15 protein-coding genes are annotated in these 16,222 nt (G+C 30.7%); 8 read left to right on the forward strand and 7 right to left on the reverse strand.

Annotated elements, in window-relative coordinates; translation table 11 throughout:
• Positions 1-8: 8 nt before the first annotated feature.
• The 3 genes from CD111_RS08880 to CD111_RS08890 are packed head-to-tail and all read right to left on the reverse strand — an operon-like array spanning position 9 to position 2,505.
• Positions 9-653, reverse strand: a complete 645-nt coding sequence (locus tag CD111_RS08880) for a TetR/AcrR family transcriptional regulator (protein WP_095088829.1) — start codon at positions 651-653, stop codon at positions 9-11.
• A gap of 9 nt (positions 654-662) precedes the next feature.
• Positions 663-1,796, reverse strand: a complete 1,134-nt coding sequence (locus CD111_RS08885; RefSeq protein WP_095088827.1) for an ABC transporter permease — start codon at positions 1,794-1,796, stop codon at positions 663-665.
• Positions 1,789-2,505, reverse strand: coding sequence for an ABC transporter ATP-binding protein (locus CD111_RS08890; RefSeq protein WP_095088826.1), 717 nt, complete (start codon positions 2,503-2,505; stop codon positions 1,789-1,791). The genes CD111_RS08885 and CD111_RS08890 overlap by 8 nt, the downstream gene beginning before the upstream one ends.
• Before the next feature lie 128 nt (positions 2,506-2,633).
• Here CD111_RS08890 and CD111_RS08895 point away from each other — a divergent pair, with 128 nt between their 5' ends.
• The 6 genes from CD111_RS08895 to CD111_RS08920 all read left to right on the forward strand — a co-directional run bounded on the left by CD111_RS08895 (position 2,634) and on the right by CD111_RS08920 (position 10,247).
• Complete coding sequence (locus CD111_RS08895) at positions 2,634-4,118, forward strand: UDP-N-acetylmuramoyl-L-alanyl-D-glutamate--L-lysine ligase (RefSeq protein ID WP_095088825.1); 1,485 nt, start codon at positions 2,634-2,636, stop codon at positions 4,116-4,118.
• Positions 4,108-4,347, forward strand: coding sequence for a YueH family protein (locus CD111_RS08900; protein WP_095088824.1), 240 nt, complete (start codon positions 4,108-4,110; stop codon positions 4,345-4,347). The genes CD111_RS08895 and CD111_RS08900 overlap by 11 nt, the downstream gene beginning before the upstream one ends.
• A 13-nt stretch (positions 4,348-4,360) precedes the next feature.
• Complete coding sequence (locus CD111_RS08905; protein ID WP_095088822.1) at positions 4,361-5,923, forward strand: peptide chain release factor 3; 1,563 nt, start codon at positions 4,361-4,363, stop codon at positions 5,921-5,923.
• A 215-nt stretch (positions 5,924-6,138) separates the two neighbouring features.
• A complete protein-coding gene (locus tag CD111_RS08910; protein WP_095088821.1) occupies positions 6,139-6,963 on the forward strand; it encodes a TerC family protein in 825 nt (274 codons plus the stop codon).
• Positions 6,964-7,200: 237 nt separating this feature from the next.
• Positions 7,201-8,877, forward strand: coding sequence for a S1C family serine protease (locus tag CD111_RS08915; protein ID WP_095088820.1), 1,677 nt, complete (start codon positions 7,201-7,203; stop codon positions 8,875-8,877).
• A 17-nt stretch (positions 8,878-8,894) separates the two neighbouring features.
• Positions 8,895-10,247: a TrkH family potassium uptake protein gene (locus CD111_RS08920; RefSeq protein ID WP_095088819.1), complete on the forward strand. Its 1,353-nt coding sequence runs from the start codon at positions 8,895-8,897 to the stop codon at positions 10,245-10,247.
• A gap of 470 nt (positions 10,248-10,717) precedes the next feature.
• Here CD111_RS08920 and CD111_RS08925 read toward each other — a convergent pair whose 3' ends face one another.
• Positions 10,718-12,196 carry a two-component system sensor histidine kinase NtrB gene (locus CD111_RS08925; protein WP_095088817.1) on the reverse strand — a complete coding sequence of 493 codons (1,479 nt, stop codon included), beginning with the start codon at positions 12,194-12,196 and terminating at the stop codon, positions 10,718-10,720.
• A gap of 100 nt (positions 12,197-12,296) precedes the next feature.
• Between CD111_RS08925 and CD111_RS08930 the strand changes: the two genes are divergently transcribed.
• Complete coding sequence (locus CD111_RS08930) at positions 12,297-13,799, forward strand: bifunctional metallophosphatase/5'-nucleotidase (RefSeq protein ID WP_095088816.1); 1,503 nt, start codon at positions 12,297-12,299, stop codon at positions 13,797-13,799.
• Between the two features lie 229 nt (positions 13,800-14,028).
• Here the strand turns inward: CD111_RS08930 and CD111_RS08935 are convergent, their stop codons facing one another.
• Together CD111_RS08935 and CD111_RS08940 are read right to left on the reverse strand one after the other, a co-directional pair.
• Positions 14,029-14,634 carry a CPBP family glutamic-type intramembrane protease gene (locus tag CD111_RS08935; protein ID WP_095088815.1) on the reverse strand — a complete coding sequence of 202 codons (606 nt, stop codon included), beginning with the start codon at positions 14,632-14,634 and terminating at the stop codon, positions 14,029-14,031.
• Positions 14,635-14,636: 2 nt separating this feature from the next.
• Positions 14,637-14,822 carry a YkvS family protein gene (locus tag CD111_RS08940; protein WP_095088814.1) on the reverse strand — a complete coding sequence of 62 codons (186 nt, stop codon included), beginning with the start codon at positions 14,820-14,822 and terminating at the stop codon, positions 14,637-14,639.
• Between the two features lie 168 nt (positions 14,823-14,990).
• Here CD111_RS08940 and CD111_RS08945 point away from each other — a divergent pair, with 168 nt between their 5' ends.
• On the forward strand, positions 14,991-15,986 hold the full coding sequence (locus tag CD111_RS08945; protein ID WP_095088812.1) for a lipoate--protein ligase: 996 nt from the start codon (positions 14,991-14,993) through the stop codon (positions 15,984-15,986).
• Between the two features lie 70 nt (positions 15,987-16,056).
• Here the strand turns inward: CD111_RS08945 and CD111_RS12855 are convergent, their stop codons facing one another.
• On the reverse strand, positions 16,057-16,218 hold the full coding sequence (locus tag CD111_RS12855) for an IDEAL domain-containing protein (protein WP_103268499.1): 162 nt from the start codon (positions 16,216-16,218) through the stop codon (positions 16,057-16,059).
• Between the last annotated feature and the right edge of the window lie 4 nt (positions 16,219-16,222).

The raw sequence follows: 16,222 nt of genomic DNA on the forward strand, positions 1-16,222 counted from the left end.
AGTATTTGTTATTTCAACATTTTTAACAATAAATACTTAGTAGCGCTTATATCGCTATTTAATTTTGACACATCATAGTTGTGTGAAAGTAGAACAGGTAGCATAACGCTAATCGTGTTTGTTGCCAAAGCTTGAAAGGCGTTGTGATTACGTATTTCAGGGTCGATTTGATTGTTGTTTTTTAAATTTTGAATGAGTGATTCAATCGCCGGTGCTACCATTTCTTGTAATAAATTATACATGAGTGTTTGAATATTATCATTGAACATGACTTCTCCTAAAATAATTTTTAGGAGATTTTTATTTTTATGAATAAATTCAATACGATTATCTACGAAAGTATCAACAAATGATTCTAAATCTTTACATTGTGACAGCTCGTTGGTGAATTCTTTAACAATTTCAGGAGCAACGACTGACTTATACAATGGAAGTAAACCGGCATGAAGTAATTCGTCTTTCGTCTTGAAATGCTTGTAAACTGTACCTTCTGACACTTGTGCGAGACTTGCTATGTCTTTAGTAGAAGTATTATTAAAACCTTTCATACTGAAAAGTTCTGTTGCACTCAATAATACAGATTGCTGTTTGTTACTAATTCCTGCTTGTTTATTAATTTGTTCATTAACAATTTCAATGATGGAACGATTCATAACCTTCACCTATACTTTCCTATATCTAGACATACCAAAGATATTTAAAATTAATAATAAAATGAATATCGCAAATAATATTATCCAATCGATATAAATATCTGAGATGTTAAATCCTCTTAACATAACGTTCTGATTCGCATCGGCAGCATAAAATAATGGCATAATGTGCGCAATGTATTGTAATACTTTATGCATCGTATCTACAGGTATAATACCAGCAAAAAATATTTGTGGTATGACGATGATAGGGATAAATTGTATCATCTGAAATTCTGATGATGCATAAGTTGATAATAATAACCCTAAAGTCAAGGCTATGAAAGATACGAGAATATTCGTTACAAATACTAAAGCGATATTACCTTCACTTACCATTTGTAATACATAGATTGAATAAATGACGATTAAAGTTGTCTGAATAATAGCAAATGTCCCATAACCTATAATATAGCCTAAGATGATTTCATATTTTTTAATAGGTGAGGAAAGTGTTCTTTCTAAAGTTCCAGATGTTCTTTCTTTTAAAAGTGATATGCCTGAAATTAAGAATGTAAAGAAAAATACAAAGAAAGAAATAAGTATTGGACTAATCGTATCAAAATAATTGGTATCTTTATCTCCATGCAAATAATGTGAGGTTGTTTCAAGTTTATGAACAGTTGGTTTCTCTTGATGATGCATCTTTTCCTTTATTTGAGGAGGAAGTTGAGCTGTAATGTTATTTATTATTTTTCCTTGTGCTGTTATTGCACTAGAAAGTTGTTTTAAATTTTGATTAATTTTTAATTGATTTATTTTCATTTGTAACTGAGTGGTAACACTCGGATCGGAATTTTCATATGTTATGTTTAATTTGTCGTTTTTTCCAACGATAAAACCATCGAGCTGATCATCTTTGAATTTATCCTCTAAGTGATTGTTATTCGAATATTTAATGGTATCAATATTTAAATCGTGTAATTTATTGTCTATTTCTTTATTTAATTGAATGGTCCCGACTTTTAAATCTGTTGTTTCATCAGAGTAATTAAACAAGAAATAAATTAAAGTTAGTATAAAGAGTGGTGCAACAAGTAGTAACATTAATGTTCGTTTATCTCGGATTACTTGCTTTAAAATTCTAGCAGCAATATTAAGCATCGTCATCATCTCCTAACTTTAAGAACACATCTTCAATCGTATCAGCGTTAAATTTATGTTTAATTTCATTTGGGCTACCATAAGAAATGATTTTACCATCTCTCATTAATAGTAATTTATCACACTTATCTGCTTCATCTAATACGTGAGTCGTTACAAGAATCGTTTTTCCTTTATCACGAACATCGAATAAATCATTCCAAATGGATTTTCTTAACTTAGGATCGATACCGACTGTCGGTTCATCTAAAATTAAAATTTCTGGATCTTGGATAAAGCTAATGGCGAGTGATAATCTTCGTTTCATACCGCCAGAAAAATCTTTAACTTTCTTGTTGGCTTCATCAGATAAATTGACCATATTTAAAGCTTTGTCAATTTGATGATTTAAGTTTAAGTCTTTGCCGATATATAATTTGCCAAAAAATTTCATGTTTTCATACGTTGTTAAATCTTCAAACAAAGCATCGCTTTGAGCCATGTAACCTATGGATCTTAATATTTCTCTATTAGGAATTGAAATATCCTTAATCGTGATTGTGCCATTGTCTATTGACTCCATACCTAATATGCATTTAATCAAAGTTGTTTTTCCTGCACCAGAAGGGCCAATTAGTCCCGTGATGCAACCGGGTTCGAATTCGGTTGTGACATTGTCAAGAATTTGCGTATGTCCATAAGACTTTGACATAGATTGAATATTTATCATGAAAACACCTCTTTTTTTATAAGTGAGTACTCACTCACTTTAACACTTGGAATGATTTAAGTCAAAACTATAAAATCAGATTGAGAAAGTGTATAATAGACCTACCTGAAAATAAAGGAGAAATAACGATGGACGTTAAAACGTTATTAAAAAAAATAAAAATAAAAAAAACTTATGGGAATGAAGACCAAGAAGTTATAGATATTACAACAGATTCTAGAACTGCTAAGAAAGGGTCCATATTTGTAGCATCGAAAGGATATACGGTCGATAGCCATAAATTTATTCCTAAAGTGATTGAAGAGGGCTGTACAGTCATCGTTAGTGATCATTATATAGCGCTACCTGAATCGGTATTATTAATAGAAGTTAAAGACACGCTTAAAGTTGCAAGTATCTTTAGTCATTTACTATTTAACTTTCCGAGTCAACAACTTACTACAATTGGTGTAACTGGAACTAATGGTAAAACAACAATCGCAACAATGATTCACCATTTAACAAGAGGCTTAAATAAAGGAAGTGCATATTTAGGTACGAATGGGTTTCAAATTAACGAGAAGGTTACGAAAGGTGTTAACACAACTCCGGAAACTGTTACGTTAACAAAACATATTAATGAAGCGGTTAAACAAAATTGTGAAAGCATGACATTCGAAGTATCGAGTCATGGATTAGTTATCGGGCGTTTAAGAGGCGTTGAGTTTGATATAGCAATATTTTCAAATCTAACTCAAGATCATTTAGATTTCCACGGTACGATGGAATCGTACGGACATGCTAAGTCACTTTTATTTAGTCAATTAGGTCAAGATTATAGAAAAGACAAGTTCGTAATATTAAATGCAGATGATGCATTTTCAGAAGAACTTTATCATGTATCTCCATTTGAAGTTTTTACATATGGTATAGATAATGAAGCGGATTTTATGGCTAAAGATATCCAAGAATCTATAAATGGTGTTCAATTCACATTAGTTACACCTTTTGGTGAATATGAAGTCAATTCACCTTATTTAGGTAAATTTAATGTGTTAAACTTATTAGCGAGTATATTAGGGTTATGGGTACAAAACTATAGTCTTGAAGAAATTACGAAGGCAATACAAGATATGCCACCTGTTGAAGGTCGTTTAGAAGTACTAGATCGAAATTTGCCTATTGATTTAATTATAGATTATGCACATACACCTGATGGCATGGATAAATTAATAGATGCTGTTAAACCATTTGTGAAACAGAAACTTATATTCTTAGTTGGTATGGCAGGTGAAAGAGACTTAACAAAAACACCTGAAATGGGTAAAATAAGTTGTCGTGCAGATTATGTAATATTTACACCTGACAATCCGGCAAATGATGATCCAAAGATGTTAACTGCAGAATTAGCTAAAGGAGCGACTCACAATAATTATGTAGAATTTGAAGATAGAGCTGAAGGTATTAAACATGCAATTGACATCTCTGAACCAGGAGACACTGTCGTATTAGCTTCAAAAGGTAGAGAACCATATCAAATCATGCCTGGTCATATTAAAGTGCCACATAGAGATGATTTAATAGGATTAGAAGCTGCCTATGAAAAATATGGAGGAAAACAAAGTGAAAATTAGAGAAAGTCATTCTCAAAAATCAAATTTCAAAGTATATATATATGAAAATAAAAAAGAAGAATATTTTGTTATTTCTATTCCAGATTTATTTTGGTCCATCAAAGTAGATTACGATTTATATGGTGAGTCACTTATCGAGCATTTATACTTACACTTATTTAATGTATTAGATGAAGATGAATCAGAAGAACTTGCGAATAGAATTAGCCAATGGACATCTGAACTTTAAGGAGAAATGAATCGTGACGATAAAACAAGAAGTAGAAAGTAGAAAAACATTTGCGATAATATCCCACCCAGATGCCGGTAAAACGACATTAACTGAGAAGTTATTACTTTTTGGTGGTGCAATTAGACAAGCTGGTACTGTTAAAGGGAAAAAATCCGGTAAATTTGCGACAAGTGACTGGATGAAAGTGGAACAAGAACGTGGTATTTCCGTAACGAGTTCAGTTATGCAATTTAATTATGATCATTATAATATTAATATATTAGATACACCTGGACATGAGGACTTCTCTGAGGATACGTATAGAACTTTAATGGCAGTTGATAGTGCTGTGATGGTCATTGACTGTGCAAAAGGTATAGAACCTCAAACATTAAAACTGTTTAAAGTTTGTAAAATGAGAGGCATACCAATTTTTACTTTTATAAATAAGTTAGACAGAATGGGTAAAGAGCCGTTCGAATTATTAGAAGAAATTGAACAAAAGCTAGAAATAGAAACATTCCCTATGAACTGGCCTGTAGGAATGGGTCAGAACTTCTTCGGAATAATCGATAGAGCCGAAAAAACAATCGAACCATTTAGAGATGAAGAAAACATTCTACATTTGAATGATGAATACGAACTTGAAGAAGATCATCCAATTAAGCATGACGGACTATTTGAACAAGCTATTGATGAGTTAATGTTAGTAGATGAGGTTGGCGAACAATTTGATGAAGAAATGTTATTGGCTGGGGAGTTAACACCGGTATTCTTTGGTTCTGCGTTAGCTAACTTTGGAGTTCAAAATTTCCTTAATGCTTATGTTGATTATGCACCGATGCCTAATGGACGTAAAACAGAAGAAGGAGATGTCGTTGATCCTTTCGATAAAGATTTCTCAGGATTTATCTTTAAAATCCAAGCCAATATGGATCCTAGACATAGAGACAGAATTGCATTTATGAGAGTGGTTAGTGGTGCATTTGAAAGAGGAATGGATGTAACACTACAACGAAATAAGAAAAAGCAAAAAATAACACGCTCAACTTCGTTTATGGCAGATGATACACAAACGGTTAACCACGCAGTTAGTGGTGATATCATAGGATTATATGATACAGGTAATTATCAAATCGGAGATACACTTGTTGGAGGAAACCAAAAATTTCAATTTGAAACACTTCCTCAGTTCACACCTGAAATATTTATGAAAGTTAGTGCGAAGAATGTTATGAAGCAAAAACATTTTCATAAAGGTGTAGATCAACTTGTACAAGAAGGTGCAATTCAACTTTACAAAACATTGCATACAAATCAAATCATTCTAGGTGCAGTTGGACAACTCCAATTTGAAGTATTCGAACATCGTATGAAAAATGAATATAATGTAGATGTTGTCATGGAACAAGTTGGTAAAAAGATTGCAAGATGGATTGAAAATGAAAAAGATATTAAAGATAATATGAACTCAAGTCGTTCAATCTTAGTAAAAGACAGATATGATCAATATGTATTCTTATTCGAAAATGAATTCGCTACAAGATGGTTCGAAGATAAGTTCCCAGAAATTAAATTATTTAGTTTGTTATAATTAGAAAAACATAGTATAATAACGAAGTAAAACTAAATAGACCTACGACTTTGTCGAAGGGGAGTAACTTTAGAATTTAAATTCTAGCATATTATCGTCATTACGAAACGCGAGTTTCCGGTAATATGGGCATGTTATAAATGTTAAGTGAGACCTTTGCCTTTAATTAGGCATGGTCTCTTTTGTTTTGAAAAAAGAAAATGGAGTGTGAAAAGATGGATCCAAGTTTATTGTTAAGCTATGGTTGGGTATTAATCGTATTAATCTTTTTAGAAGGATTATTAGCAGCAGACAATGCGGTTGTTATGGCGGTAATGGTTAAGCATTTACCAGAAGATTTAAGAAAGAAAGCATTATTTTACGGTTTATTAGGTGCATTTGTATTTAGGTTCTTATCATTATTCTTAATTAGTTTCTTAGCAAACTTCTGGCCAATTCAAGCAGCAGGGGCTTTATACTTATTGTATATGTCAGTTAAGAATTTAATAGAATTTAAGAAACATAAAGATAAAGGTGATGCTGTTAAATCTCCTGATGATGTTGGTGGAGACGAAACTTATCCTGAAGAAGAATTTCCTACTGATAAAGAAGATCACCATAAGTTAAAGAAAAACTTCTGGATGACAGTGTTAAAAGTAGAATTTGCCGATATTGCATTCGCAATTGATTCAATGTTAGCGGCATTTGCGATAGCCGTGACGTTACCTGCTGTTGGTATTCACTTCGGTGGTATGGATGCTGGTCAATTTACAGTTATGTTCTTAGGCGGTATGATAGGTGTTATTATCATGAGATTTGCTGCAACTTACTTTGTCGAGTTATTAAACAAATATCCAAATCTTGAAGCAGCAGCATTTGCTATTGTTGGTTGGGTCGGTATTAAACTCATGGTCATTGTACTTGCACATGAAAAAATTGCCCTACTTCCACATGACTTTCCGCACGGTATATTATGGCAATCAATATTCTGGAGTGTATTACTCATATTAGTTATTGTGGGTTGGATTACATCAGTTAGAGAAAATAAAAAAACAAATTAAATACGTACAGTTAAAACAAAAAATGAGGCGGGGACATATTTATTAAGTCCTCGTCTCATTTTATAATATGGTTTAAATATTATAGTATGACATGTATTTTTTCTTCATAAATAAATTTATTGAGAAATTATGAAGACGACAGACTAAATTGCATTTATAATGTGGATATATGTTAATAATTTATGTAATATATGTCATAATAGATACACTAAGTGTTTAGATTGAGGAGGACAATAAATGTCACGAAAAAAGCATGTCATTCCTAGAAATGAATATAAGCGAACAAGACGTGAATTTTTTCATAATGAAGAACGTGAAAAAAGAATTGAAATTGAAAGAAAAGAAAATGAAATCAAACGTGCGAATGAATTAGAACAACAAAAGAAAAATGAAAATCGTGTTAAAGAAAATATGCAAAAAGCACGTATTGAAAAATTAACTAAAGAAGAAATAAAAAAACAAGAAGAAGAATCACAGTCACATCCAACAATAGATTTGGATGATGATAGATTAGCAACAAACAATCATGAAGATAAAGAAGATAAAGAAGATAAAGAATTTGTTGAAGAAAAAGAAGTTTCAGAACAACAAGATAAGGAAGAAGATTTTATTGATGAAACACAACATATCACATATAAAAATGTAGAAAATAAAGATAACGTAACGAATGATGACCAAGATTTTGTTATTAATAAGCAATTAGGTGCAAGACATGACGAAAAAGTTGAAGAAAAAGCTCAAAATAGTAATGATATTTTAAATAAAATGATTTCTAAAATTGAAAGACATTGGCCAATTATCGCAATATTATTAGCTATTATACTTATTTTTATTTTAGTTTGGAGTATATTCCAAAATGTAAATCCACCTAATGAAAGTCGCAAATCTATTGAAGAAGCACAATCTCAAAAAGGATTCCAAAAACCAATTACTAATGTGATGGAAGCGGTAGAGAAATCTAAAAACTCGGTCGTAGGCGTGTCTCACGATGATTCTGATGTTACAAGTAAAGAAGAATCTACACAAAAAGAAAAAGAAGAAAATAGTGGTGTAGGTTCTGGTGTCGTTTATAAAGTTAAAGATGATAAAGCATACATAGCAACAAATGCACATGTTTTAGCAAATGATAAAAAACCAATCATCACAGCTACAAACGGTAAAAAGTTTGATGGAAAAGTTGTAGGAAGTGATCAATGGTCTGATATTGCGGTTGTAACGATAGCATTGGATAATAAAACCAAATTTAAACCTATCAAATTTGAAGACTCGGACAACTTAATTTTAGGCGAGACGGCAATCGTGATTGGTAGTCCTTTAGGTTCTGAGTTCCAAAATAGTATATCAACGGGTGTCGTTTCAGGATTAGATAGAAAAGTACCGGTTGACTTTAATAATGATAATGAGTACGATTGGGAACTTAAAGCTATTCAAACTGATGCAGCCGTAAATCCAGGTAATTCAGGTGGTCCTATACTGGATTCTCAAGGGAATTTAATTGGTATTGTATCACTGAAAATTAACATGCCTAATGTTGAAGGTATGGGATTTGCTATTCCATCTAATGAAGCAAGTGATTACATAAATAAATTAGAATCAGATGGAAAAATTGCTCGACCAGAAATGGGTGTTATGGCCAAAAACTTTAATACCTTAAAAGATGAAGAAAAAGCTCAAATATATTTACCTGATCAATATAAAACAGGTATGGTTATTACTGGTGTTGAAGATAAGAGCAATGCAAGTAAAGCTGGTATTAAATTTAATGATGTAATTGTTGAAATAGACGGCAAATTAATCGAGAATAATTTACAATTTAGAAAAGAGCTATATAATAATCACAAATCTGGCGATAAGATAGATTTAACAATCATTAGAAATGGAAAAAAAGTGAATAAATCACTGACTTTAAAATAATATAGAGGTGACAATTTGTGTCCATAATTAAATACTTTTTCCAAAAAATGACGCCTCAACAAGGTATTGTATTGTATTATTTGGCTGCAATTATTGTCGCCTTTTTATTATTGAATTTACCATATGTTGTGAAGCCAGGCGTTAAAATTGCACCAATAGACACATTGTTTGTTGCTGTTTCAGGTGTGAGTGTTACAGGACTGTCACCAGTTGTAATCCAAGATACATTCACGACTTTTGGCCAAGGCGTCATACTCATCATTTTAAATATTGGTGGTATCGGTGTAATGGCAATAGGAACATTACTTTGGGTTATAATTGGAAAGCATATTGGATTAAGAGAAAGACAATTAATAATGCTTGATAGTAATTCTAATGCAATGAATGGCGTTGTTAAATTAATATTAGATATTGTTAGAACGATACTCATGATTGAATTAATAGGTGCAATATTATTATCATTTTATTTTTATAAAGATCTTGGTTCAATCAGGGAAGCGATACATCACGGTATATTTGCTTCGATATCTGCAACGACAAATGGTGGTTTAGATATAACGGGTAATTCCATTGCTCCATATGCAGGAGATTACTTTGTACAAACAATCATTATGTTATTGATCATGCTCGGTGCAATTGGTTTTCCTGTATTAGTAGAAGTAAAAACATATATGAAAAATACTATTCCTAATTTTAGATTTTCATTATTCACAAAAATTGCGAGTACGACTTATTTATTTTTATTCTTAATAGGTACAGTTGTAATTTATTTGTTTGAATTTAGTCACTCTTTGAAAGGTGTTACTTGGCACAAATCTTTATTCTATGCCATGTTCCAATCATCTTCTACAAGAAGTGCTGGACTATCAACGATTGATTTAACTCATTTTACTGATGCTACAAACTTCTTTTTAGGAGGATTAATGTTCATTGGTTCATCACCAAGTTCAGTTGGTGGTGGTATTCGAACGACAACATTCGCAATATTAGTGTTATATATGATTAATTTTAGTAATGGTAGAACAACGATAAAAGCATTTAATAGAGAGATACATCCAATAGATATACAACGTTCATTTGCCGTAATTGCATTAGCAATATTTATTACGTTTGTCGGTTTACTAACTGTTGTGCGATTTGAAGGCGGCAAACATGATTTGCTTTCAATATTTTTTGAAATTATGTCTGCATTCGGTACATGTGGGCTATCGATGGGGATTACAGATGAGTTGCAATTAGGTTCGAAAATTGTAATCATGATCTTAATGTTTATTGGACGTGTCGGATTATTAGTATTTGTAGTTATGTTAGGTGGTAAGTCTACACCAGATAAATTCCATTATCCGAAAGAACGAATCCAAATAGGTTAAATAAGAAAACTTAATAAAAACACTATTTTCTAGGCTACTTATTTCTTCAATTCTATGGAAGATAAGTAGCCTAGTTTTTATATATTGCTTAGTATTTTATAGGTTTAAACACAAATTTCGACCATCTTATGGATTAACTGCCGTGTTAATCCAAGACTTTGCCTATTTCATGGATTAACTATCGAATTATTCCAAGACTTTGCCTATTTCATGGATTAACTATCGAGTTATTCCAAGACTTTGCCTATTTCATGGATTAACTATCGAGTTATTCCAAGACTTAGACCATTTCGTGGATTAACAGCCGAGTTATTCCAAGACTTAGACCATTTCGTGGATTAACAGCCGAGTTATTCCGTGACTTTGATGTGCCTCCTAAAATTAAGCAAAATATAGTTTTCAATCATGAAAAAAACGAGAAAATCACATCTTACAATGATTTTCTCGTTTTGGTTTATATCAAATATTTATTATTCTAGTTTTTTATTTTTAGCGATAGGAAGTGTAATGATAAATGAAGTTCCTTGTTTGGGATTAGTAGAAACATCAATTTTACCATTCCAGTCTTCGATTAATTTTTTGCTTAAATATAGTCCTAATCCACTTCCAAATTCTTTAGTTGTGAAAAATGGATCGAAGATTTCTTTTTGAATATCACTAGGTATCCCTGGTCCGTTATCGTTAAATATTAGCGTAGCGGTTTCATTAAGATTTTTGCTTAATTTAATATTAATATGAGCATTTTCAGTTTCACATAATGCATCTTTAGAATTTTGGAATAAATTAATCAAAATTTGTTTTAATTGATCTTCAGATAAAAATGAATATATTGAATCGTTATTCATTTTTAGTGAAATTGTGATATTATTTTGTTCAAATTCATATTCTAAAAATTTTATAACTTCTTTAACTGCTTGATTGATATTTACGTTAGAATATTTTAAGTTTGTGGGTTTACCTAGATATAAAAATTGAGTTACGATATTATTTATTCTATCAAGTTCTTCTGATATGACATTAAAATGTGTATCTGTTTTATCTTTATCATACTTCATACGAGTTAGTTCTATAAATCCATTGATACTTGTGAGTGGATTTTTAATTTCATGTGCTGTGTTTGCTGCTAATGTTCCAATTAATCTTAATTTTTCATTGTTCGCATGTTGGATCAGTTTTTCATGTTCAAAACGGTCTAATCTACTTTTGTATATCATTGCAAAAATGGTTAATAACAAGAATATAAGTAAAAATATAAAAATAATAGGTATGATAACACGAGTCATAAAGTAATCTTGTGTTGAAATATTGATTTTAAAAGGAAAATCTTCATATTGATAGTTAATTGATCTTGAATTTTTATATTTTGGACCGATATCATATATTACAGTTCCATCAATACCTTTAACTTGTATATTATAACGGCTTGAAATAAGTTTGACTTCATTTTCAAATGCATTCATATTAATTTCAGCAGCGGCAGTATACGTTTTACCATTTACTTTAATTCTATTTTTTAATAGGAGTGTTTCAGATTCTTTGATATTGAAAGTTTTACTATTCAAAGTTGAATTTTTCGAAATCGGAAATGGAAATTTAAATGCATTATAATCATCAAGGGTTGCATTCTTTTTAGAATCGTATTCTATTTGATTACGGTCATTTAATATATAAATATGATCAATCCATGGATATCTAGAATGATTATCCTCTAGGAAATCATTGATGAAATCCTTATCATTTGAATAGGACAAAATTGTAAATAAAGATTCAGGAATGCTGTTTGTTTCATTAATAAACGTTTCAATCTTTAAATTTATTATTTCTTTAGTCGTGTCTAATCGTTGATCAATTCTAGTTGTATAAGTTTTATTAAGTACGATTCCGATTATCAGTGAAATAATTAGAGCTATTATAATATTGATTATAATCATTTTAGTTAAAAATTTCATGAGTTCCTCCTACCTTCTTGTAGTTATTTTAGCAAATTAACAGAAAAAAACATAACTCTTTTTAAAAATGTTAAAATAATAGTAAAAGAGGGGGAGAACAATGAAAACGAATGAAACCGTCACAATAGATTTATTAGCAACTTCTGATTTACATGGGCAGATTGGTATTAGTGGAAATATATTAAAAATGGCAACTTACGTTAAGCATAAACGTAAAACCAATCATCATGTTTTATTGTTGGATAATGGCGGTATGTTGTCGGGTTCAATGTTTGCTTTTTATTATGCTCAAATAGCGCCTTATAAGAGAAATCCAATGATTAAAATTATGAACGAAATGAAATTTGATGCGAGTGGTGTAAGCCCTGAAGAATTTAAATTTGGATTAGACTTCTTAAATAAATCCATAGCATTAAGTCGTTTCCCATGGTTAGCAGCAAATATTGAACATAGTAAAACACGAGAACCATACTTCACTACCCCTTATACAATAAAGTATGTTGAAGGTATTAAAATAGGCATCATTGGATTTACTTCCAGTGGTTTAATGGAAAATCAAAATGTAGAACTTGAAGATGAAGTAGTAGTCGGTGAATCGATGGCTACTGCAAAACGTTGGGTAAGATACTTACATGAAAAGGAAAGTCCTGACTTCTTAATTATGTTGTATCATGGGGGATTAAATACGTATACTAACAAGAATAATTATAGATCTTACTACAGTAACAATGCAGAAAATATGATAAAAAGTACAGAAGGTGTCAATGTCATTATTACAGGTCATCAAGATCAAGTCGTTGATTTAAAAGTTGCAGAGACTCACTTCATACAGCCTGGGAAAGATGCAACGAACATTATCAACATGTCAATTCAATTTAGAAAACGTACAAATTCAGTGGAAATAATTGATACATCAGTTCAACATGTTGAAATTTCAAGTTATCCTGAAGATAGAGATCTACAAGAATTAATTTATTTTGATCAAAAAGCTGTTAAACATTGGTCTGAAAAGACAGTTGTAGATATACCAGTAATCATGGGATACAAACAGCTAACGGATTTATTCTTACAACCACATCGTTTTATAGAATGCATTCAAAATAGTTTGAGTCGTGCTTTTGATGAAGCTGATTTTATTTGTGCACAAATTGGTAATCCTCAAGGTAATGGATTACGAGGCGAACTACAAATAAAAGATGTTTATGAATCATATATCCATTCAGATAAGCCAATCAAAATACAGTTAAGTGGTTATGAAATTAAACGAATTTTGGAAAGAACAGCTACTGCAATGACTAAACATAATGGGAAGATTGAATATAATCAAGAAATATTAGAACCGACATTGATGACAGTATGGAGAGGTTTTAAATATACAATTGATTTAAATCAACCAGTTGGTCAAAGAGTAAATATAGAAAATGTAGAACTAAACACCACATATAACGTCATCATGACAGATTATTTATATAGACATGTAAACAATATCATTTCAGAAAATAGCTATGAGATGTCTAAACTAACAGTCATAGAACATATGGTAGATGAATTGTCAGAAACGAAAGGTCAAATTGAAATTAAGCATCAATTTGAAGTGAAATAATAACCACAAGGTTGAGTCATCATTCGCTTCAGTCATAAATAAAACGAAGTGGGTAAAGTCATGGAATAACTCGAAAGTTAATCCACGAGATGGGCGACGATATGATTCTCGGACTTCAATCTTAATTCAAAAACAAATAGCAGAAGAAAATCAGATCCAAATCTGATTTTCTTCTGCTATTTAAGTTTGGATATACTGATTCAAAGTTGAATATTTTAAAACTTAGTAATTAACCAAATATAATAACTAGTATAATGATAGCAGCAACTTGTGCTATATATGACGTTATCATTCGTCTTGTGTAGAAATATAGTATGGATAATATGAACTGCGCTAAAAATATAAAAATGAATATAGATATATCATCAAGATATAAAAATAATGAGCTAGAAGCGAGTGCACTTATAACGATCGAAATAAATGGCTGAGAAAACTTTTCTTGTAATTGATGTTGTAAGATGGTTCTCATATATAATTCATGACATGGTATAGCAATTAGAATGGTCACAAGCATTTGAATTTTATAAAATACACCTGCATGTATGAGCTCCTTTAAGAGTGATGCATATGATAAACCACTATATATTGATGATAATATCAATTGTAAAATGACTAAACAAACAGCACCAATTAAGCCATATCCAATAGATTGTAGTAATCGTTTAGAATTAATGTCTCTTTGATAGAAAACATAACTGATTCCCGCAATCATCATGATGCCAGTATATAAGTACCAAAATACTTCTTTTTCACCATGCATTATTAATAAAATGATATGAAAAACAATAAAACTCGAAATAAACCATATTAATTGACCATTAATTTGTTTTTTCACTATTATCCCTCATTAGAAATTATAGTATAGCGCTTATGGTTTACTACAGTTTTTTCTGGTATTTCTAAACTTTCAAAATTGTCCATAATAGTTAAATCTACTATAACTGAATTTTCGTTAATCTTTTCTACACGACCTTTAAGTCCATCTTGAAATTCAATGATATTTCCAACTTCTGCGATTGTCATTTTATTCCTCCTAAATAATACTAAGAAACATTATACTAAATTACCTTCATTTATTAAAGTAATTCATAGATATAATTCTATTTTATCATAAACTAATCATACTTAGGTTAATTAATACATGTGGTAAAATTAAGTTAAAATAAAAAGTTAAATATGGAGGTAGTTTGAATGAAGTTTATAAGTAACAACAATATTACAGATCCAATGATTAATTTAGCAATGGAGGAATATGTTTTAACATCATTACCTAAAGATGATAGTTATTTTTTATTTTATATTAATAAACCATCAATTATAGTAGGGAAAAATCAAAATACGATTGAAGAAGTTAACCAAGAGTATGTTGAAGCGCATAATATTAAAGTAGTGAGAAGAATTTCAGGTGGAGGAGCGGTTTACCATGACTTAGGGAATTTAAACTTTAGTTTTGTAACGAAAGATGATGAAGATAGCTTTCATAATTTTGCTAAGTTCACACAGCCCATCGTTGACGCATTAAATGAAATGGGTGTTCAAGCACAATTATCTGGTCGTAACGATATTCAAGTTGGGGAAAGAAAGATTTCAGGGAATGCAATGGTTAAGCAAAAAGATAGAATGTTCTCACACGGAACGTTAATGCTTAATAGTGAGATTGAAGAAGTAGTCAATGCGTTACGCGTAAATGAAGCAAAGATAAAATCTAAAGGTATTAAATCAATTAGATCTCGGGTAGCGAATATACAAGAATTTTTAGATGAGCCAATGGATATTGAGACGTTTAAACAACGTATACTCTCATCTATATTTAAACAACAAGGAAGTGAAACGGTTGAAGAGTATCATCTTACAGAAGATGACTGGGAAAAAATTAACGAATTAAGTAAAAATAAATATCAAAATTGGGATTGGAATTACGGGAAAAATCCTAAATATAACTTCGAAAAAAGTTATAAATTTGAAAGAGGGCTAGTTCAAATTAAGCTAGACGTTAAGAAAGGTGTAATTGAGCATGCAGCAATATTTGGCGATTTCTTTGGTGTAGGTGATGTGAAAGATATAGAAGACGCATTAATTGGCGTACAACATCAGAAAGAATTTATCGTTAAAGCATTACAAGATATAGATGTATATCATTACTTTGGAGATATTAAGAAAGAAGAAATAATCAATTTAATGCTATAAAAAAGAAGAGACTATTTTTGATTTACGTCAAAAGTAGTCTCTTTTTATGTGTTAATAATTAAATGAATTGTCACGATTGTAAATCCTCCAACTGTATTAGTTCTTCACTATATTGCATAAATAAAGTGTTATTGTGATTCACAAGTGCTTCATCAATTAAATTATTTAATTCACGTTTACGATTTTCTCGTAGAGCAGAATCAATAACTAACTCAACCTGTCTCTTATACACATCT

Source organism: Mammaliicoccus stepanovicii (genome assembly GCF_002902525.1).
GTDB classification, from domain to species: domain Bacteria; phylum Bacillota; class Bacilli; order Staphylococcales; family Staphylococcaceae; genus Mammaliicoccus; species Mammaliicoccus stepanovicii.